General features: G+C 66.4%; 11 protein-coding genes, 1 other RNA gene and 1 pseudogene. 9 read left to right on the forward strand and 4 right to left on the reverse strand.

Going from position 1 to position 19,119, the window contains the following annotated elements:
- From QZZ33_RS05625 to ssrA, 3 genes and pseudogenes are all read left to right on the forward strand, one after another.
- Nucleotides 1-362 (forward strand): annotated as a pseudogene (locus QZZ33_RS05625) (hypothetical protein); the annotation flags it as partial.
- Between the two features lie 55 nt (nucleotides 363-417).
- Nucleotides 418-831 carry a thioesterase family protein gene (locus QZZ33_RS05630; RefSeq protein WP_291378777.1) on the forward strand — a complete coding sequence of 138 codons (414 nt, stop codon included), beginning with the start codon at nucleotides 418-420 and terminating at the stop codon, nucleotides 829-831.
- A 55-nt stretch (nucleotides 832-886) separates the two neighbouring features.
- Nucleotides 887-1,255, forward strand: a transfer-messenger RNA (tmRNA) gene (gene ssrA, locus QZZ33_RS05635).
- Nucleotides 1,256-1,328: 73 nt separating this feature from the next.
- On the opposite strand, the gene QZZ33_RS05640 is transcribed toward ssrA, so the two are convergent.
- Nucleotides 1,329-4,454 carry an immunoglobulin domain-containing protein gene (locus QZZ33_RS05640; protein WP_291378778.1) on the reverse strand — a complete coding sequence of 1,042 codons (3,126 nt, stop codon included), beginning with the start codon at nucleotides 4,452-4,454 and terminating at the stop codon, nucleotides 1,329-1,331.
- 198 nt (nucleotides 4,455-4,652) lie between these two features.
- Here QZZ33_RS05640 and QZZ33_RS05645 point away from each other — a divergent pair, with 198 nt between their 5' ends.
- Complete coding sequence (locus QZZ33_RS05645; RefSeq protein ID WP_291378779.1) at nucleotides 4,653-5,612, forward strand: aldo/keto reductase; 960 nt, start codon at nucleotides 4,653-4,655, stop codon at nucleotides 5,610-5,612.
- A 12-nt stretch (nucleotides 5,613-5,624) separates the two neighbouring features.
- On the opposite strand, the gene QZZ33_RS05650 is transcribed toward QZZ33_RS05645, so the two are convergent.
- From QZZ33_RS05650 to QZZ33_RS05660, 3 genes are all read right to left on the reverse strand, one after another.
- A complete protein-coding gene (locus QZZ33_RS05650) occupies nucleotides 5,625-8,477 on the reverse strand; it encodes a sulfide/dihydroorotate dehydrogenase-like FAD/NAD-binding protein (RefSeq protein ID WP_291378780.1) in 2,853 nt (950 codons plus the stop codon).
- Nucleotides 8,474-13,477, reverse strand: a complete 5,004-nt coding sequence (locus tag QZZ33_RS05655) for a 2-oxoacid:acceptor oxidoreductase family protein (RefSeq protein ID WP_291378781.1) — start codon at nucleotides 13,475-13,477, stop codon at nucleotides 8,474-8,476. Before QZZ33_RS05655 ends, QZZ33_RS05650 begins: the two co-directional genes overlap by 4 nt.
- A gap of 241 nt (nucleotides 13,478-13,718) precedes the next feature.
- Complete coding sequence (locus QZZ33_RS05660; RefSeq protein WP_291378806.1) at nucleotides 13,719-14,798, reverse strand: acyl-CoA desaturase; 1,080 nt, start codon at nucleotides 14,796-14,798, stop codon at nucleotides 13,719-13,721.
- A gap of 179 nt (nucleotides 14,799-14,977) precedes the next feature.
- Between QZZ33_RS05660 and QZZ33_RS05665 the strand changes: the two genes are divergently transcribed.
- The 5 genes from QZZ33_RS05665 (at nucleotide 14,978) to QZZ33_RS05685 (ending at nucleotide 19,107) form a co-directional block, all read left to right on the forward strand.
- Nucleotides 14,978-15,940: a calcium/sodium antiporter gene (locus tag QZZ33_RS05665; RefSeq protein WP_291378782.1), complete on the forward strand. Its 963-nt coding sequence runs from the start codon at nucleotides 14,978-14,980 to the stop codon at nucleotides 15,938-15,940.
- Between the two features lie 81 nt (nucleotides 15,941-16,021).
- The gene (locus tag QZZ33_RS05670; protein WP_291378807.1) at nucleotides 16,022-16,414 is read left to right on the forward strand and encodes an arsenate reductase ArsC; all 393 of its coding nucleotides are present in this window, start codon (nucleotides 16,022-16,024) and stop codon (nucleotides 16,412-16,414) included.
- Between the two features lie 31 nt (nucleotides 16,415-16,445).
- Nucleotides 16,446-17,210 carry an ABC transporter ATP-binding protein gene (locus QZZ33_RS05675; protein WP_291378784.1) on the forward strand — a complete coding sequence of 255 codons (765 nt, stop codon included), beginning with the start codon at nucleotides 16,446-16,448 and terminating at the stop codon, nucleotides 17,208-17,210.
- The gene (locus tag QZZ33_RS05680) at nucleotides 17,192-18,793 is read left to right on the forward strand and encodes a hypothetical protein (protein ID WP_291378786.1); all 1,602 of its coding nucleotides are present in this window, start codon (nucleotides 17,192-17,194) and stop codon (nucleotides 18,791-18,793) included. Before QZZ33_RS05675 ends, QZZ33_RS05680 begins: the two co-directional genes overlap by 19 nt.
- Nucleotides 18,794-18,828: 35 nt before the next feature.
- Entirely contained in the window at nucleotides 18,829-19,107 is a 279-nt protein-coding gene (locus QZZ33_RS05685; RefSeq protein WP_291378788.1) for a DUF3039 domain-containing protein, read from the forward strand.
- Nucleotides 19,108-19,119: the final 12 nt, after the last annotated feature.

Below are 19,119 nucleotides of genomic sequence, written 5' to 3' on the forward strand. Positions count from 1 at the left end.
CCCGCCTCGAGATCCCACTGCTCCACTCGGAGGGCCCACCTGAGCCGCTCGTCGCCTTCCTGGCCCACATCGATGAGCACGCGGACGTGTACCGGTCGGTGTTTTCCGGAACGGGCTCCGGCGTCGTGCTTGCGCGACTGCGCGGCCGTGTGCGCGACGCACTCGATGCGGCGCTCTTGGCGGCGCAGCGCGTCGCTCCCATGGCGGCCCCAGCCGACGTTGTCGCCGCTGGAGTTGCTGGTTCCATCGTGGGGGTCATCGGCGCGTGGCTCGAGATCGAGGACCGCCCCAGCGCCGAAGAGGCGGCCGGCTGGGTCTGGGCGATCGTGGTGCAGCCTCCAGAGGACGGACTGCGCGGCTGACGCTCGGCTGAGGGTCTGCTGCGGAGACGACCCCTCCGTGGCGTAGTCTCGAATCGTGCCTGCTATCCGAGTTCCCCTTCACCTGCGCTGGTCTGACGTCGACGCCTATGGGCATGTCAACAACGGCGCCATCGTGGGCCTGCTCGAGGAGGCTCGCGTGCACGCGTTCTGGCGCGATGAGGATCCCATCCTTCCGCCGCTGACGTCCGCGTCCGACGCGTGGGTGCTGGTCGCCGATGTGCAGGTGAAGTATCGCCGGGTGATCGATCACCGTACCGAGCCGATCGAGGCGGAGGTCTCGATCACCAAGTGCGCTGGCGCGAGCTTTGTGATCGGTTACCGGTTGCTCGTGGATGGCGAAGAGTGCGTGACAGCGAGCACCACCATGGCGCTCGTCGACGGAGCCGCGGGACGACCCATGCGCATGAGCCCCGATCTACGTGCCCGACTGCTCGCTTTCGCCCCGTAGCGAAGGGGCTGTGCAGCGCGCTCCCCGCCGCGTACACTGGAGGGACAACTCCACAGGGGATGATCGGTTTCGACGTGTGTTTGTATCGCAGGGGAAGCGGGCCAAGGATGCTGGGTTATCTTGTGAACGCCCCCAGCAAACTATAGGTGCCGATTCTAAGCGCACCGACTACGCCCTCGCTGCTTAAGCGAGCGCAAGGTAGTCCGTCAGCCTAGGTATGTTCTCGACCTAGTTCCTGGCGTCATCTAGAGAACTTGCTGGTTGCTGGTGTCACAGCGGCAACCGGGACTTGCACTGTGACTGGGCCCATCTCACTTGCTCGCCTGATGCGGGTGAGGGGCCGAGAAATAGCTCTCAGGCTGCGCCCGGAGAAGCCCTGCTTTTGAACATGCGGACGCGGGTTCGATTCCCGCCATCTCCACTCATCCCTGTTTGTTGACGTCAAAGGCCGCCGCACCCGGTTCGGGTGGGCGGCCTTTTTCGTGTGCCGCGGCTGTCTAGGTCTGGCGGCGTTGTGCGGCGGCCGCTGCCAGGGCGAGCAGAAGCAGGAGCAGCGTCGTGCCGCCGCCGATCCAGACCCAGGCGGGGATGCCTGACGATGAGTCATCGCCGGTGGGTTCCGTGGTCTCTGTTGGGCTGGGGCTCGGTGTGGCGGAAGGCGTCGGGCTGGGGCTTGCGGTGGCGACCGTCGTTGGCTCGACGGTGAGGATGGCGGCGTCGCTGGTGGCCGTTCCTTGATCGTTGGTGGCCACCGCGCGGTAGTGGTTGCCATCGACCTCTTCGGAGGCTGTCAGGGTCAGGCTCGATCCCGTCTCACCAGCGACATCGGTCCATGTGAGGCCGCTGTCGGTGGACACTTGCCATCGGATGTCGGGGGTGGGGTCGCCGTCGGCTTGGACCGTCAGCGTGAAGGAGTCGCCCGCGTTCGCGGTGGCGTCGCTGGGGTGAAGGGTGATGGCAGGGGCCTGGCCGACGCTCGCCTGGCCGACGCTCGCCTGGCCGACGAATGCGGCACGACCGCTGGTGGTGCCGCCGCTCCCGCTACTGCCGGTGTCGCTGTCGGTTCCCGTAGTGGGCGCTGCCGCGATGTACGTGAACGCCGGGGTCAGGGTCAGTGCGGGCTTGGCAGCGCCGTCGTAGGTGTACTGGATGGTGATGGTCGCTGGGCCGGCGGCGCCGGCGGGTGTGGTGACGAGGGCACGGGTCTCGCTGAGCCGTTGCAGGTTGGTGCCGGGCACGCCATCGAAAGCGATGCCGGTGACGGTGGTCGTCCCCCCGATGCGTGTGGGCGTCGTCACGACTCCCGCGGCGGCTCCGTTGCCGAGTTGTCCGGTGTCGTCGCGGCCCCAGGTCCACAGGTTGCCGTCAGCATCGAGAGCGAGCGAGTACCAGTCGCCGCCTTCCAGGGCGGTGAAACTGGTGCCGGTGGTGATCTGTGTGGGCGTCGTGACGTCTCCGGTGGCGGCGCCGTTGCCGAGTTCTCCGGAATCGTCGCTGCCCCAGGTCCACAGGTTGCCATCGGCGTCCAGGGCGAGCGAGTGCACCCTGCCGCCTTTCAGGTTGGTGAAACTGGTGCCGGAGGTGATCTGTGTGGGCGTCGTGACGTCTCCGGTGGCGGCGCCGTTGCCGAGCTGCCCGTGGCCATCGTTGCCCCACGTCCAGAGGTCGCCGTCGGCGTCCAGGGCTAGCGAGTACACGCCGCCGCCCGCAATGGCGGTAAAGGTTGTTCCCGTGGCGATCTGTGTGGGCGTGGTGACGGTTCCATGGGCGGTGCCGTTGCCGAGCTGGCCCACAACGTTGTGGCCCCACGTCCAGAGATTGCCGCCAGCGTCGAGCGCGAGCGAGTGGTAGTACCCGGTCGCGATGGCGGTGAAGCTGGTGCCGGTGGTGATCTGTGTGGGCGTCGTGACGTATCCCGCGATGGCACCGTTGCCGACCTGCCCAAACTCGTCGAGACCCCACGCCCAGAGATTGCCGCCAGCGTCGAGCGCGAGCGAGTGGTAGTACCCGGTCGCGATGGCGGTGAAGGTGGTGCCGGTGGTGATCTGGGTGGGTGTGATGACGTCGGCGGTGGTGGTGCCGTTGCCGAGCTGTCCAAACGGGTCGGCGCCCCACGTCCAGAGATTGCCGCCAGCGTCGAGCGCGAGCGAATGGTAGTCCCCTGTCGCGATGGCGGTGAAACTGGTGCCGATGGTGATCTGGGTGGGTGTGATGACGTCGCCGGTGGTGGCGCCGTTGCCGACCTGCCCGAGGTTGTCTCTGCCCCAGCCCCACAGGTTGCCGTACGCGTCAACTGCGAGCGAGTGCTTTGAGCCAGCGGCGCTCGCGGTGAAACTGGTGCCGGTGGTGAGTCTCGTGGGCGCGGTGACGTCGCCGGTGGTGGAACCGTTGCCGACCTGTCCGTATTCGCTGTCGCCCCAGGTCCACAGGTAGCCGTCGGCATCAAGCGCGAGCGAGTGCTTGTAGCCAGCGGCGACGGCGGTGTACCTGGTGCCGGTGGTGATCTGCGCGGGTGCGGTGACAATGCCGGTGGTGGCGCCGTTGCCGAGCACGCCGTCGTGGTAGCGCCCCCAGGTCCAGAGGTCGCCGTCAGCGTCCAGCGCGACCGAGTGGTAGTACCCGGTCGCGATGGCGGTGTACCTGGTACCGGTGGTGATCTGCGCGGGTACGGTGACAGTGCCTGTGGCAGCGCCGTTGCCGAGCACGCCGAGAAAGTCGTAGCCCCACGACCAAAGATTGCCGTCGGCGTCCACGGCAACGGAGTGGTCGCGGCTAGCGGCAACGGCGGTGAAGGTGGTGCCGGCGGTGATCTGCGCGGGCGCCACGATAACGCCGGTCGGCGCGCCGTTACCGAGCTGCCCATGGTCCTCGAATCCCCACGTCCAGAGGTTGCCGTCAGCGTCCACCGCAAGCGAGTGCACGTAGCCACCGGCGATGGCGGTGAAGCGGGTGCCGAGCGTCAGGCGCGTGGGCGTGCTGACGGCTCCGGTGGTGGCGCCGTTACCGACCTGCCCGAAGTGGTCGGCGCCCCACGTCCAGAGATTGCCGCCCGCGTCGAGCGCGAGCGAGTGGTAGTACCCGGTCGCGATGGCGGTGAAGGTGGTGCCGGTGGTGATCTGGGTGGGCGTAGTCACGTCCCCCGTGGCGGCGCCGTTGCCGAGCTGCGCGTAACTGTCGTTGCCCCACGCCCAGAGGTTGCCGTCAGCATCGAGTGCGAGCGAGTGCGATATGCCTGCAGCCACGGCGGTGAAGGTAGTGCCCGTGGTGACCTGTGTCGGCGTCGCCACGTTGCCGGTGGTCGCGCCGTTGCCAATCTGCCCGGAAGCGTCGGAGCCCCAAGCCCACACGTTGCCGTCGGCATCGACGGCAAGCGAGTGGAGGTATCCAGCGGAAACCTGGAGGAAGGAGTCTGCGCCCGGAACCGGCACCGTCACCGTCGTGCCGCCTGTGACAGGCCCGCTGTCGGGAGTGGGAAAGGCGGCAGCGGAGGGTGCCCCGAATACCAAGACCGCCCCGAGCGCCGGTACGGTGACGAAGACCCTCAACAGCCGTGTGACGCTAGCGCGTCCACCGAGTGGTTTCAACGAGTCGGTGTCGCTCAGCGCGCCCCTGCGCAAAGCCATGTGGTGGTCCTCAGCTGGTCGGGGAGCTCGGCCCTGGCGGTCGGCCCCCCGCACAAGAAACCTACCACCCCGACGTTCCTTCTGGACCTCGACCGGCACGGACATTCCCGGACGATAGCAGGGACGATAGTCCTGGTCGCGCGAGAGTGAGGCCTGCTAGCGCGTGTCGACCAGTTGGGGAGGGTTAGCGTGGGTGGCATGGAACTTCGTAGGCTCGGCCCGAGCAGACTCAAGGCATCCGTCGTCGGCCTCGGCTGCAACAACTTTGGGCGCACAGGGACGGCAACGGTGACCCAGGAGGGCACCACCGCCGTGCTCCATGCCGCTCTCGACGCCGGGGTGACATTCTTTGATACCGCCGATATCTACGGCGGCTGGGGCACGAGCGAGAGGCTCATGGCGGAGGTGCTGCGGACGCGGCGCGATGAGGCCGTGATCGCCACCAAGTTCGGGTACAGGGACGTGGAGACGCCCCTCGACGAGCGGGGATCCAAAGGCTCGCGGCCGTACCTCAGAGCGGCAGCGGAGGCGTCGCTAGCGCGCCTTGGAGTCGATCACATCGACCTCTTCCAGCTACACCAGCCGGACCCCGTGGTGCCGATCGAGGAGACGCTATCGGCCCTCGCTGAACTTGTAGAGGAAGGCAAGATTCGCGCCTACGGTCACTCTCAGTTCACTGCCGAGCAACTGCGCACGGCCGATGCCGCCGCCGTCGAGCTCGCCGTAGCCCCCTTCGCGACCAGCCAGGACGAGCTCAGCCTGACGGCACGAGCAGTGGAGACAGACGGAAGGCTCGACGCTGCGGCGCACGCGGGGATGGCCTTCCTGCCGTTCTTCCCGCTCGCCAACGGCCTGTTCACTGGCAAGTTCACGCGCACCGAACGCCCACAGGGAACGCGCATCGCCCAGACCAGGCCGCACATCGCCGACGACGCTGACTGGGACGCTATGGAGGCCTACCAGGCGCTGTGCGACGGGTGGGGGATCACGATGCTGCAGGCGACGATCGGCTGGTTCCTCGCCAAGCCGGTGGTCGGCTCCGTCATTGCGGGCGCGACGACGCCGGAGCAGGTCACATCGAACGCCGCCGCAGCGTCGGCGTGGTCTCCCACGGCCGACGACATCGCGGCGATCGACGCACTGTTCCCTGCGGACTGACTCCCCGAAGGGTCAGGCGAGGCCGTGCCTGACCAGGCTGTCCTTCTCTTGCGACTTGAACAGGTTGAAGCGCGGCAGGAACTTGTCCCAGTCGATGATGTGTGAGTCGATCTCTGGCCCGTCAATGCACGCATGCTTGCGCACTGGCTTGCCCTCGAGTTCCACCGGCACCATGCAGGCGCCACACATGCCAGTGGCGTCCACCATGATCGAGTTGAGGCTCGCGACGCACTTCACGCCGTAAGGCTTGCTGAGGTCGCTGACCGCGCGCATCATGAACGGGGGTCCGATGGTGACGATCTCCGCCAGTTCCCGCCCCTTGCTGGTCTTGTTGTCCTCGAGCATCTCTTCAAGTGGCCCAGTGACGAATCCCTTGTAGCCAACCGTTCCGTCGTTGGTGGCGTAGACGACGTCGATGAGCTCGCCGTACTTCGCCTCGAGCTCGGTGACACGTTCGCCCTCGCCGGTCCAGAACATGAGGTTCTCGCTGCGGAAGCCCGCGATGAGCGTCACGTGGTTGCCCAACTCCAGGTGTGCTCGCGCGATGGGGTAGACGGGTGGAAGGCCGAGGCCTCCAGCCGTAAACACCACGGTCTTGTCCTTCGGGTGGCGCTCGACGTGACTCGGCAGGCCGAGGGGACCGGCGATGCCCGCGAAGGCCTCGCCCACCTCCATCTTGTTCATGAGGATGCTTGACGTGCCCATCGCCTGGACAACCAGGCAGATGGTGCCGGCCTTCGCGTCCCAGTCGGCGAGCGTGAGCGGAATGAGTTCGCCGCCGTCCCAGGGCAGCACGCGCACAAACTGGCCCGCCTTGGCAGCGTCGGCGACGACAGGGGCGCGAACGGTGAACTCCACGATGCCGTCGCTCAGCACGCGCTTGGCCACGATGGTCGAGGCCGTCAGGCTGCGCTCCGTATAGGAGCCAGCCTTGGCCACCATGTCGCCCACGTGCTCGGTTGGCACCTCGAGCCCGCCCAGGATCTCCCTGGCCGCGCTCTGCCCGTCGCCTGCGGCGTTGACCGCCGTCGAGCCTCCTCGAGCGGCGTCTCCGCCCGTGTAGATGCCCTCAAGCGTGGTCTGCTGCGAGCCGTCGGTCTTGAGCACGATCGTGCCCCACTTGGACGTCTCGAGCCGAGGCTCCGAGTCCTTGATAATGGGATTCGAGGCGTTGCCAAGAGCCATGATGACCAGGTCGGCCTTGATGGTCTCCGACTGGCCCGTGCTGATGGGCGCCCGCCTACCGGAGGCATCGGGCTCGCCCAACTCCATCTGGTCGACAACCGCGGCCTTCACAAAGCCGGTGTCGTCGCCGATGAATTCCGTGGGAGCAGCCAGTGGCTTGAGGGCGATGCCTTCTTCGAGCGCGTGGTGGAGTTCCTCCACGCGCGCGGGCATCTCGGGGCGTCCACGGCGGTAGACGATCGTGACGTTGCCGCCAAGGCGCCGCGAAGTGCGCGCGGCATCCATGGCGGTGTTGCCGCCACCGATGATGAGAATCTCCTTGCCCTTGACGTCGGGCAGTGGGGTCTCGAACTCCTCCTTGAGGCCCTGCATGAGGTTGACACGCGTGAGGAACTCATTGGCGGACATGACGTTCAGCAGGTGCTCGCCTGGAACATTCATGAAGCGGGGCAGGCCCGCCCCTGTGCCGACGAAGATCTTCCAGAAGCCGGCGTCGCGAAGGTCCTGGAGCGTGGCCGTCTTGCCGACCACAAAGTTCAGCACGAACTTGCCGCCCAGCAGGCGGATCTTCTCCACGACGTCGTCGATGAGGTTGTTGGGAAGACGGAACTCGGGGATGCCATACCGGAGCACGCCGCCAAGTTCGTGGAACGCCTCGAACACGGTGACGGGGTAGCCCTCCACGGCCAGCAGGTAGGCGTTGATGAGGCCGGACGGACCCGAGCCGACGATCGCGATGGGCGGCTTGGTGTCTTGCTTCCACGGGTCTGCCACGTCTGCGAACCGCTCTTGGTTGGCGTCGGGGTAGAGCAGCTTCTCTCGCTGCGGCAGGAAGAACTCGATCTGGCCGATCGACATGGGCACCTTGAGGAGGCAGGCGCCTTGGCACTGCAGTTCTTGCGGACACACACGCCCTGTGACGTCTGGCAGGGGGTTCGCGGCCTGAATCAGCTCGAGAGCCCCGCGGAAGTCGCCGTTGCCGATGAGGTTGATCATCTCGGGGATGTGGATGCGGACGGGGCAGCCGCCAATGCGCTCGTCGGTGCCCTTCTTGAGGGCGCCCAATTCGCAGGGGCGCTCCTCGCACTGCTTGTCGCGCAGCACCTCAAGCCATACGAGCAGGTCCACCTCGCGGGCGGTCAGGCCCGTGTCCATGTAGCCGAGGTAACCCTTGTTGACGAGCTCGAAGTCCTCGGCACGGACCTCTGGTTCCCTGATGTACGGCGGAATGGCCACGTGCGCCGGCCACGTCGCGGAGAAGCCCTTGAGCATGGGATAGCGGTCAGACAGGACGCGATCGACTGCGCGGATGAAGGAGCGCTTCTTGCCCACGGGAAGGTTCCAGATGAACTTCATGAGCACCGTGCTCGCGTCGCCTTCGCTCTTGAGCAGTCCCCACAGGGTCTCCATGAACTCGTCGCTCAGCTCTGGCTGCTGGAACTCCCACGCGGCGGCGGCGATGCCGTCCTCGATGAACATGTCCCTGAAGGACGCCGGGTCTTCCACGAGCCGACGCTTGAGCAGGTCGAGTTGTTGCTTGAAACTCGCGACGCCAGCGGAACCCTCGAGGTCTTCGACCTCGTCGGCGGTGGCCTCCAGCGACTCCTTGGCGCCCAGGTAGCGACGCACGTCATCGTGAGGCGAGCTTGCGCTCTTCGCGGTGTCGTCGACGATGCTCATTTGATGATCTCCGCGTCACAGGAGGCTTTCACCCTGTTGATCCGCTTCTGGAGCTCTGGAGTCAGCTGCACCGAATCCAGCGCGCCAGGGACCATGGTGGCGATCGTGCGGGACTCGCCGTCGATGATCGCGGTCTTCTTCTCGAAGAACTGCGGGAGTTCCTGGTAGCAGGTTCCACAGTCGTTGCACTTCACCTCGTCTGCCGGGTCCAGGTAGACGGGCCCAGTGCCTTCCTCAGCGACCTCAGCGCACGAGGGCGCTGGCGCCGTCGCGACGGCCCCTGGACGGGCCGTCTGGAGCGGGACCGTGGCGCGACCGCCAGCCGGCGCCTTGCTCGATGCCGCGAGGGCCGACATCGCGGAGGCGATGTCGTCGAGCGAGCTTTCGCGCAATTGGAGGACCTCCTCGTATTGCGCCTTGAGGGCATCGACCTCCTTGCGGTGATCGCCGGTGAGTTGGTCCTCGTGCTGGCCCGCCAGGTATTGCAGCGTCTGCCAGAAGCGCTGGCGTTCCTCGACCAAGTCCACAATCGACTGCGAACACGCCACCTTGATGAGTCGCTTGTCTGCGTCGGTCGCGTACACAAAGGGCACGTGGCCCTCGCGATCGGCGGCGCTCAACTCGACGTACTCGGCGATCGGCACTGCGGCCGCGTCGTCGTCGGCGGGGAGCCGGTGGAACTGCTTCTTGAAGCGCACCTCGCCCAGCGCAAACTCGGCGGGTGTGAGCGGAGTGTTCATCAGTTCGAGCTGACCGCCCTCGCCGATGTACTCGAGGGTGCTCGTGGTCCACGGCTTGCTCACGTCGGGGTTTCCGTCGAGGCTGAACCGCTCGCGCAGGCTTGAGCCCTTGCGGGGGTCGTGCACAAACAGTGGGCTCATCCTGCTCTCGACCGCGAGTTGCGACCGGGCGTTGGAGAGGTCTTCAGCGATGCCGTTCTCGGTGCCACACGGGGTGTAGATGTCCATCACAGCGGCGCCCGATTGGTACGCGAGCATCTGCATGGACGTCGTGAGGAAGTGGCTGTGCATGGCCGTCGAGGTGGCGCTCGCGAACACGCCAGGGTGGAACGACGCGAGCAGCGCCAGATCCTTGCGGCCCTCAAGCTTGCCTTCGTGTGCCTTGCCGAAGCGTGCGAGGTCGGCGTCCTGGCCGATGAAGCTGGCCGTGGATGCCTGGCCACCAGTGTTCGAGTAGGCGCCGGTGTTGAGCACGAGCATCTTGACGGGGGTACCGCTTGCGAGCACACGAGACATCGCGCCGAAGCCGATGTCGTAGCTGGCTCCGTCACCGCCGATCGTGAGGACGTTCGGCATGAGCTTGCGCTCTTGCTCGGTGAAGCCGCGCCACGACAGCATCTGCAGTTCCTTGTCGTGAACATCGGGGTCGTAGGCGTCTTCCAGTTCGAGTCGTGCCTGACGGACGGCCTTGACTTCGCCGACTTGCTGCGTGGAGATTCCCTCGTAGATGCCGGAGGCGAGTGGCTGGGCGTCTTGGAACAGGCTGTTGACCCACGGGTCGAGGTAGGGAGTGAACGGCATGGTCGACGCGTATACAGAGCTACATCCCGTCGAGTTCGCGACCACCGTGGGGGCTGGGCCGCCGCCCGTGGGGCCAGCTTCTGACAGGTACAGGGCACGGTCCAGATCGACCAGCACGCGGCCGATGCGATCGCGCCGTTCCTTGTCCGCCTTGGCGAGGCCGTCGCGCTTGGCTTCCAACTGCGCGATGAGCTCCTCGAGTTCTTCCACGTACGCGGACCTGCGCTCGTCACCGAGCGCGCGGCTCATGGACGTCACGAGCCGGATGGCCGTGACCTCGCCACAACCGCGGCATGCGCCGTGGCCGCCAGTGGTCGCGTAGTAGTTGGTGTGGTCAAGCAGCATGCGCTTGATGTCGCCATCGGGGCTCGTGGAGCCCTCGGTGAAGCGTTTGGGGGTATTGGGAAGCTTGGTCATCACCTCGAAGCGCTCTTCGAGCGTGGCCAGCACGTCCGCGTTCTGGTCGACGGCCGTGAGCGCGCCGGCGCCACAGACGTCGACGCACTGGAGGCAGCCGGTGCACTTCCACGGGTCGACCACGGCGGAGAACAGTCCGCCGGTACCGGGGACCTCCTTCTCCATCGAGTCGAAGAACGGCCGCGTGCGTGCCACGGGGAATGTGGCGACGCTTGCCACCAGTGCATCCAGGTGCCCGCGAGCAGGCTTCGCGACGTCGAGGCCCTTCACGGCCTCGGCGACCACCTCGGCAAACGAGCGGTCCGTCTTGTCTTGGCGGTAGAGCTCGCGGACGCGTTCGGCGAGCGGGTACACCTGAGCCCGAAGAGTGTCTCGCTGGCGCTCGGTCGCGTCGATGCTCGCGATGCCAGTGAGCAACAGGTCGTGGATCTCATGAACGGTGTTGGGGATGGCGACGTCCGGGCACACCATGGCGCAGTCGAGACAGCCAGTGCAAGAGGAGGGGTCAAAGACCGGCGCGACGCGTCGGAACAGCCCCTTGTCCTTGGAGGCGCCGGTGCCGACAGGCATGAACATGCCAGTGCCGGGCAACACGGGGGACTCACCGATGGTGCCCTCGCGGAACGGGCGCGCCATGAGGTCCTCGTAGTAGGCGGGGTCGAACAGGTTGCTTGCGCGCGGCTCCGTTGCGGTGGGGCACATCGACGCCGACAGTGCGCTGGTGAGGACCAGAGGCGCGGCGTGGCCCTTCTCGCGTTCGGCGAGCTCCGGAGCGTTGTAGTCCACCGCCACTGTCGCGGCAATGCCGTCCTTGATGACCGACATGTTGCCCTCGATGACGGCATCGCCCTTGCCGCCAAACTTCTTGACGATCTGCGCGCGCACCTTCTCAAGGATGGCCTCTTCTGAGGCGCCGGAGGAGACTCGGTCCACGTGACCCGCGACTGCACCGATGAACGCGATGCCCATCATGCGGGTCTCGAGCTCTGGCGTGGGCGCGTGCTTCTTGGCCACGGTGAAAGCGTCGACCACAAGGAAGTTGATGTGCTTGTCGCGAATGGTGCGGCGCGCATACGAGGGCATGCTGAGCCACACGTCCTCTGCCGCGAGGTCGGACTGCAGGATGAAGGTGCCGCCGTCGATCAGGCCCTTGAGTGGGTTGGTGTGCACGAAGGCCTGGTGGTCGGGCGAGATGACCACCTCGACGTCTTCGAGTTCCGCATTGGTGAACAGCACGGGCTCTGGGCTGAGCGTGATGTAGTAGTTGGTGGGCGCCCCGGACTTCTCAGAGCCGTACTTGGGCGCGGACTTGGAGTGCATGTCGAGCACGCCAGCGAGGATGTCCGTGAGCAGTTTGCCCGTCGCGACGGTGCCGTACCCTCCCACCGAGTGGAAGCGGATGCGCAAGGCGGACTCGGGAAGCAGGCCAGCGGGGTTCGGTTCCGTCTGGAGAGCCATGGCCTCCGTCTCGGGGTACGCCTCGCGGAGCCTGTCTTCCAGGCTCGCGAGCGACGGCGCCGAGTCCTTGCCAAAGAACTGGGAACCCAAGTAGATCAACGGGGCGTTCTTGCCGTCCGCCATGTGCCTGAACGCGGCAATGAGGTGACGCGGCTGTACGTCGTGCCCGCCGAGGCCAAAGATCGCCGTGGTGAGAGAAGGCGTCTGCGCTAGCGCGGGAATCCCGGCGTACTGCTGACGGTCGGCGTTGGCGCGAGCCTTGAACAGCGACTGGGTGACGGCGCGCGTGAGCGCTGTCTCGTCGGAGCGCTCCAGGACGGTGACGACCTTGGCTGACTTCAGCGCCTCGACCAGTTCTGCTTCCGGGAAGGGCTGGAGTGCCTTGACCGAGACGACGCCCACCTTGAGTCCCTGTGCGCGCAAGTGCGGCAACACGGCGCGGACGTCGTCGGTGATGGAGCCGAGGCCCACCATGACGTAGTCGGCGTCCTCACAGTCGTAGGCCATCACGGGGGAGTAGGCACGGCCCGTGAGGTCGGCGTACTCGTCCATCGCCTGGCGAATGAGCGCCGGTACGGAACTCGCGAAGTGGGTGCGGTGGTCGACGGCGCCCGCCTGAAAGTCCGGTTGGTTCTGGACAGTGCCCGTCACTCCCGGGTTGTGGAGGTCCACCAGGGAGGGAACCAGTTGGCGGGTGCCCTTCTCGTCGGCGTTGACCCACTGGCGGCGCCACTGGGCGTGAAGGTCTCCGGGAATCCAGGCAAGAGTGGCGTCGACGAGGTCGCCAGCGTAGTCGGGCTCGATGGCATCGGCGGAGGCGTCGAGGTGCTCGCGCAGTGCCGCGAGCGCTTCGTCCGTGAACGCGTCGGCGTGCCTGTTCAGGTACTCGTTCAGCTGGAACACGCGGCCCTTGGCGCCGAACAGCATCTCTTGAGCCACCGTGGGGGCCTTGATGCGGCCGGAAGGGTCTCCCAAGTAGTCCTTGAGCAGTTCAGGCTCCGGCAGCAGGGCCTCGCTCATGACGTGGCTCGTGGCGAATCCGTCCATGGCGTTGGCGACGGGGATGAGAGACAGGGCCGACGCGCGGTAAGAGATCGCGGCGAGGTCGGCGGCTTCCTGGGGGTTGGACCCAAACAGGATCGTGTAGCCGGAGGGAAGCAGGGCGTAGACGTCGTCGTGGCCAGCCATGACGTTGAGGGAGTGCTTGGACACCACGCGCGCGGCGACCTGCAACACGAAGCCGCCGATCTTCTTGCCGACAGTGACGTAGTGCGACTCCATCGCGTACAGAATGCCCTGGCTCGAGGAGGCGTTCGAGATGTACTCGCCGCCGGTGAGCGCTGCGCCGAGCGCGCCGCTCTGGGCGGAGTGCTCGCCCTCCGTCTCCACAAAGAAGGGGTGCTTGCCCCACACATTCAGTTGGCCCTCGGCCCGCGCCTGCTCAAAGAGCTCTGCGATCTCGGTGGACGGCGTGATGGGGTATCCGATGACCCCGCCGCACACATGCTTCATGACGTGCGCGACAGCGCCGTTTCCATTGATGACGGCCTGCAGGCCGGGGTACTTGGGCAACTGTGAAGTCATGATCACGCCTGTTCGGTCCTCGTCGCACGAAGCGAACATGTACCGATCGCTCGGAGAGTCGGGCGGGGCCGACCCTCCCGCGACACCCCATTTGTGGTGGGATTCTCAGAAGGCGGTCCGAGGCCTGCTTCGTTGCGATCCTCACGTCCGCATGGAACACCTTCAGGCTAGGTTGCGTGTACCCAAAACACCGTGCCATTGGTCCCACGACCTAGGACCTGGTCCGGGGTGGACGGACGCGCTAGCCGCGTCCCAAAGAGACCCGCTCAGGGCAGTCGAAAGGGTCGCGCGCCGCGAGGCCCACACGGTTGAGGTAGCGAACGACGATCCCGTAGGACTCCATCAACGAGGTCTCCGTGTACGCCAAGCCAAGATGGGCGCACTCTTCGCGCACGATTTCGCGGGTGCGGATCAGGTGGGGGCGAGCCATGTTCGGGAAAAGGTGGTGTTCGATCTGGAAATTCAGTCCGCCCATGAGGATCGACATGGGCCAGCCGCCGCGAATGTTGCGGCTGGTCAGCACCTGCTTGGACAGGAAGTCCATCTTGGTGCCCTCTGGCACGATCATCATGCCCTTGTGGTTGGGCGCAAACGATGCTCCCATGTAGACACCGAACACGGCCATCTGCACGCCTAGGAACGCGAACGCCATGCCGAGCGGCAGGAACAAGAACAGCGGTACCAGGTACAGGCCGAAGTGCAACGCGATCCCTGGCAGTTCCGTCCACTTCTGGCGTCTGCTGCCCTGCTGGACGAGCGAGGCCACCGAGCGGTAGTGCAAGTTGATGCCCTCGAGCGTGAGGATCGGGAAGAAGATCCAGCCTTGACGCTTGACGATCGCACGGACGAGGCCCTTCGAGCGCGAGGCGTCCTCCTCCACGAACATGATGGTGTCGCTCGCGATGTCGGGGTCCTTGCCCCTTTGGTTGGGGTTGGCGTGGTGGCGCGAGTGCTTGTTCATCCACCACTGGTGGCTGATTCCCACGACCACGGTGCTGAGGAAGCGCCCCAAGCGGTCGTTTGCCGGACCGGAGGCAAAGATGGCACGGTGGGACGCCTCGTGCCCCATGAACGCCACTTGCGTGAACACCACCGCGAGCGCGAAGGCCATCAACAACTGGAACCACGAGTCGCCCAGCAGCGCCATGCCTGTGATTACGCCGCCGAACGCGAGGAGCAACACGGCGCCGTACAGCGAGTAGAAGAGGTAGGAGCGGGCCAAGAGGCCCGTCTCACGCACGGTGGACGCCAACTCGGTGAAGGAGCGCGTGATGTGGTTCACGTGCGCCTCAGGCGTCGGTGCGGGCGTGCTGGGGGACATAGGTCGGGACGTGGAAGTCATGCCTCTCCTGGGGGTGTTGCGGCGGCTTGCCACCTGCGGTCGGGACTCACGCACGCGGCGCGACTACGTTCACCCTACGCGACCGTAGGTTTCACGTCACTGGTCTTCAGCAAATTCCCCTCCTGTGGGGGAGACGTGCGTCCAGGTAGTCTCATCCGGTGCTGATTGCCGCTTCCGCCACCCTCGTGGGGCTCGCCGCGCTTGCGTGGAGCGCGGACCGGTTTGTGGAGGGGGCCGCGGCCGTGGCCCGCTACTTGGGCATGGCGCCGCTGCTGGTGGGCATGCTCATCATCGGCTTTGGCACGTCCGCGCCAGAACTCGTGGTGTCGGCGTTCGCCGCCGCTGGAGGCGCCCCAGAGATAGCGTTCGGCAATGCCCTGGGATCGAACATCGCCAACATCGGCCTCATTCTGGGTGTGACCGCTCTTCTCAGCCCCGTGTTGGTGCACAAAGGCGTCCTGCGCAAGGAAATGCCGGTGCTGCTCGGCGTGACCGCACTCGCGGCAGCCCTCATGCTCGACAAGGAACTGTCGAGGGTCGATGCCGTGGTGTTGGTGGTCCTGCTGCTGGCGCTCATCGCGTGGTCGATTCGGCAATCCCGGTCGGCTCCTGACGACGCTCTTGCGGGCGATGTCGAGGCGGAAGTGGTCGCGCACCACCTGAGCCGTCGCGCCGCGTGGACGTGGCTGGTCGCGGGGCTGTTCCTGCTCGTGATCTCTTCGAGGGTGCTTGTGTGGGGCGCCGTGGGAATCGCGGAGCGGCTCGGGTGGTCTGACCTCATCATTGGCCTCACCGTGGTCGCCATCGGCACCTCAGCACCCGAACTCGCGTCGTCGATTGCGGCGGCGCGAAAGGGTGAGAACGATCTCGCACTCGGCAACATCATCGGGTCGAATCTCTTCAACACCCTCGGCGTGATCGGGCTCGCGGGACTGATCGCCCCGGCCGCCGTGTCGCCGGAGCTCATCACGAGGGACTTGCCAGTGGTGTTCGGCCTCACGGCAGCCCTCGTCGTCTTCGCGGTGTGGCCGCTTGCCAGAGGGCGAGTGTCGCGCATCGAGGCCGGGCTGCTGCTGCTCGCCTTCTGTGGCTACATGGGTGCGCTGTTGGTGTTTGCCTAGCGTTCATGTGGGCTCGCTACCATGCGAGAAAACCGTCTGCAGGAGGACCAAGTGACCGATGCTCAGGCCAAGCCCAGTGCCATGTTTGTCTGCGTGCACAACGCCGGCCGCTCTCAGATGGCGGCTGGCTACTTGCGCCACCTGTCTGCAGGTGCGGTGGAGGTCCGCTCGGCGGGTTCGATGCCGGCGGATGAGATCAACCCGGCCGCCGTCGAGGCCATGCTGGAGGAAGGCATCGACATTCGCGCCGAGAAGCCGAAGGTGCTGACAGCAGAAGCGGTGCAAGCTTCCGACGTGGTCATCACGATGGGTTGCGGGGACGCGTGCCCGTACTACCCAGGCAAGCGCTACGAGGACTGGAAACTCGACGATCCTGCCGGCCAAGGGGTCGACGCCGTGCGTCCCATTCGCGACGAAATCCGTCGCCGGGTCGAGGCCCTGCTGGCGGAGTGGGGTATCGCACCCGCGTCGTGATCCGTGGCCGCCCTCGGGCTACTCTGGCGCCATGCCTTCAGACGCAACGGCCCTCGCACTGAGAGGCCTGCGAAAGCGCTTCGGAAAGACGCAAGCGGTCGACGGCATCGACCTCGACATTCCTGCGGGTTCGTTCTACGGGATGCTCGGTCCCAACGGAGCGGGCAAGACCACCACGCTGTCCATCGCGACGGGGCTGCTCACGCCCGACGCCGGGCAGGTGTTCGTTCACGGGGTGGACCTATGGCAACACCCGGAACAGGCCAAACCGATGCTGGGGGTGCTGCCAGACGGTCTGCGCACCTTCGACCGGCTCACCGGTGGCGAACTGATCTCCTACGCGGGTGTGCTGCGAGGGCTTGACCCAGAGGTGGTGCGCTCCCGCCGAGACGACCTGCTGGCGGCTCTCGATCTCGGCACCGCCGCAGGAACGCTCGTCGCCGACTTCTCAGCAGGCATGGCCAAGAAGGTGGGGCTCGCTTGTGCGCTGGTCCACGCGCCCAAGGTGCTCGTGCTCGACGAGCCCTTCGAGGCAGTTGACCCCGTGTCGGGAGCCGCCATCCGATCCATCCTTCAGGCGTTTGTGAACTCAGGGGGCACCGTCGTCATGTCCTCCCATGTGATGGCACTTGTCGAGCGGTTGTGCGACCGGGTGGCGATCGTGGGCGCCGGCCGCATTCTCGCTGAGGGAGCGTTGAACGACGTGCGCGGTGCTGGGGACCTGGAGGCACGGTTTGTGCAATTGGTGGGAGACGTCGGCGAGCAAAGGGACTTGTGGTGGTTGCGACAATCCTGAGCCTCAGGTGGCGCACGATGCGCCACCAGTTCCGCCGCGATTGGTGGAGGCTGCTGTTCGTGGCGGCGGGTGCCATCTGGTCGGTGTCCGTCATCCCTTCGCTCCTGGTCGCAAGTCATGTGCTGAGCACGAGGCCGTATGACGTCAAGGAGGACGCGCTCGTGGCGGTCGGAACCGTCATTGCGTTGGCGTGGGTCGTCGTGCCGCTCTTGGCGACGGGCGTCGACGACTCGCTCGATCCTGTGCGTTTCGCGCCATGGGGGATTGCGCCACGCCGCCTCATGCCGGGACTCATCGTGGCCGCGTTCACCACTGTTCCCGCCATCTTCTTCGGCATGCTGGCCGGTGTCATGGCCGCGACGTGGCGGGGAGAGTCCCACGGCGGGTGGGTCCTGGCTGTCGCGTTCGTCGGCGCGGCGCTTTCGCTCGCGACATGGGTCGCGTCCGCTAGGCTCGCGACGCTCTGGGCCACGCGATTGTTGGCCACACGGGCCTCCAAGGCGGTGCTCGGTGGGCTCGCTATCGCCGTGGTTGCGCTGATCGCGGTGACGGCCGCTGCGGTGCGCTCTGACGGTCTCGAGTCCTTCCTTGCAGGCGAGGTCGCGACGGCTCTGGACGCGCTCGCACGCACGCCGTGGGCGGCTGGCTTCGCGGCCCCGAGCGCGGTCGCGCTGGGCCAACCGTGGGGCGCCGTGTGGCGACTCGTCATCGTCGCCGCGTGGTTTCTCGCGTTGGTCGCGGCGTGGCGCTCAGCCGTGGAGCACTCACTCGTCAACCCGGTGTCGCGTGGCGGCGGCACGCTGCGCACTCAAGACGGCATCCTCGCCGCGATGGAACGAAAGCTGCCGGGATGGCGCGCCACAGCAACCACTCGAGTCGTTCTCGCCCGCTCCGTCAGGTCGTGGCGGATCGATCCGAGGTATGTGTCCCAGGTTGTCGGCGCCGTGGCCATGCCCACGATCATGGGCGGTATCGCCGTGGCCGCGCTGGGCTCGCGTGGGCCGTGGCTCTTTGCCTTGCCCATCTTTCTCGCCGTGACGATCGGTTGGGGCAGGCACAACGACCTGGCTTACGACGCCTCGGCCGTGTGGCTCGACATCGTGTCCGACGTGCGCGGGGCGGACGTCATGAGGGGTCGGCTCCTTGCGACGGCGGGGTGGGCGGCGCCAGCAGTGGTGACGATGTGTGTCGCGGCCGCAGCGTTGACTGGCCGGTGGGCGGTACTGCCCGCCGTCACGCTGGCCGCGCTCGGCGCGCTGGGTGTTGGCCTCGGTATCGCCGCAGTCTCGTCCGTGCTGTTGCCATACCGGGTTCCCGCTCCTGGCGAGAGCCCTTTTGGCGCGGAGACAGGCACCATCGGGGCGAGCCTCGGCGCCCAAGTTGCGTCGTCACTCGCGACGGGCGTGGCCGTGCCGATTGTGGTGTCACCCTTGTTGGCCGCGTTTGTATGGGGCGGTGTGTGGTGGCTCGTGGCCGCGGTGGCAGGTGCGGCGTGCGGCGTCGGCGGTGCCTGGGGTGGCACGCGCGCCGCTGGGGCGCTCTACGAAAGGCGCCAGGGCAGGCTGATCGGCATGTTCTCCTAGGACGACACGCGGGCCGCACGCCTTACGATGGTGTCATGAGTGAGACCACTGACGCCCCCACCACTGGCGGCTCCCTGTCGACCATCGAGCGCACCTCCGAGCGCGAGCTCGTGGAGCCTGGCGATGCCGAGCGCTTTTCGCACTACGTGCGCAAGGAGAAGATTCTCGAATCAGCCATGACGGGCGAGCCGGTGATCGCTCTGTGCGGCAAGGTGTGGACTCCTGGCCGCGACCCCAAGCGGTTCCCCGTGTGCCCGGCGTGCAAGGAGATCCTCGACGCGACGTACGGCTCGAACGAACCCTCCGACGACTGACACGCGACTCCT

It is taken from the genome of Demequina sp. (assembly GCF_016278775.1).
In the GTDB taxonomy this organism is placed as follows: Bacteria; Actinomycetota; Actinomycetes; order Actinomycetales; family Demequinaceae; genus Demequina.

Coding starts and splice junctions, on each gene's coding strand:
- QZZ33_RS05655 (WP_291378781.1), bottom strand. CDS start 13,477: ATGACTTCACAGTTGCCCAAGTACCCCGGCCTGCAGGCCGTCATCAAT.
- QZZ33_RS05670 (WP_291378807.1), top strand. CDS start 16,022: ATGTTTGTCTGCGTGCACAACGCCGGCCGCTCTCAGATGGCGGCTGGC.
- QZZ33_RS05675 (WP_291378784.1), top strand. CDS start 16,446: ATGCCTTCAGACGCAACGGCCCTCGCACTGAGAGGCCTGCGAAAGCGC.
- QZZ33_RS05685 (WP_291378788.1), top strand. CDS start 18,829: ATGAGTGAGACCACTGACGCCCCCACCACTGGCGGCTCCCTGTCGACC.
- QZZ33_RS05660 (WP_291378806.1), bottom strand. CDS start 14,798: ATGTCCCCCAGCACGCCCGCACCGACGCCTGAGGCGCACGTGAACCAC.
- QZZ33_RS05645 (WP_291378779.1), top strand. CDS start 4,653: ATGGAACTTCGTAGGCTCGGCCCGAGCAGACTCAAGGCATCCGTCGTC.
- QZZ33_RS05650 (WP_291378780.1), bottom strand. CDS start 8,477: ATGAGCATCGTCGACGACACCGCGAAGAGCGCAAGCTCGCCTCACGAT.
- QZZ33_RS05640 (WP_291378778.1), bottom strand. CDS start 4,454: ATGGCTTTGCGCAGGGGCGCGCTGAGCGACACCGACTCGTTGAAACCA.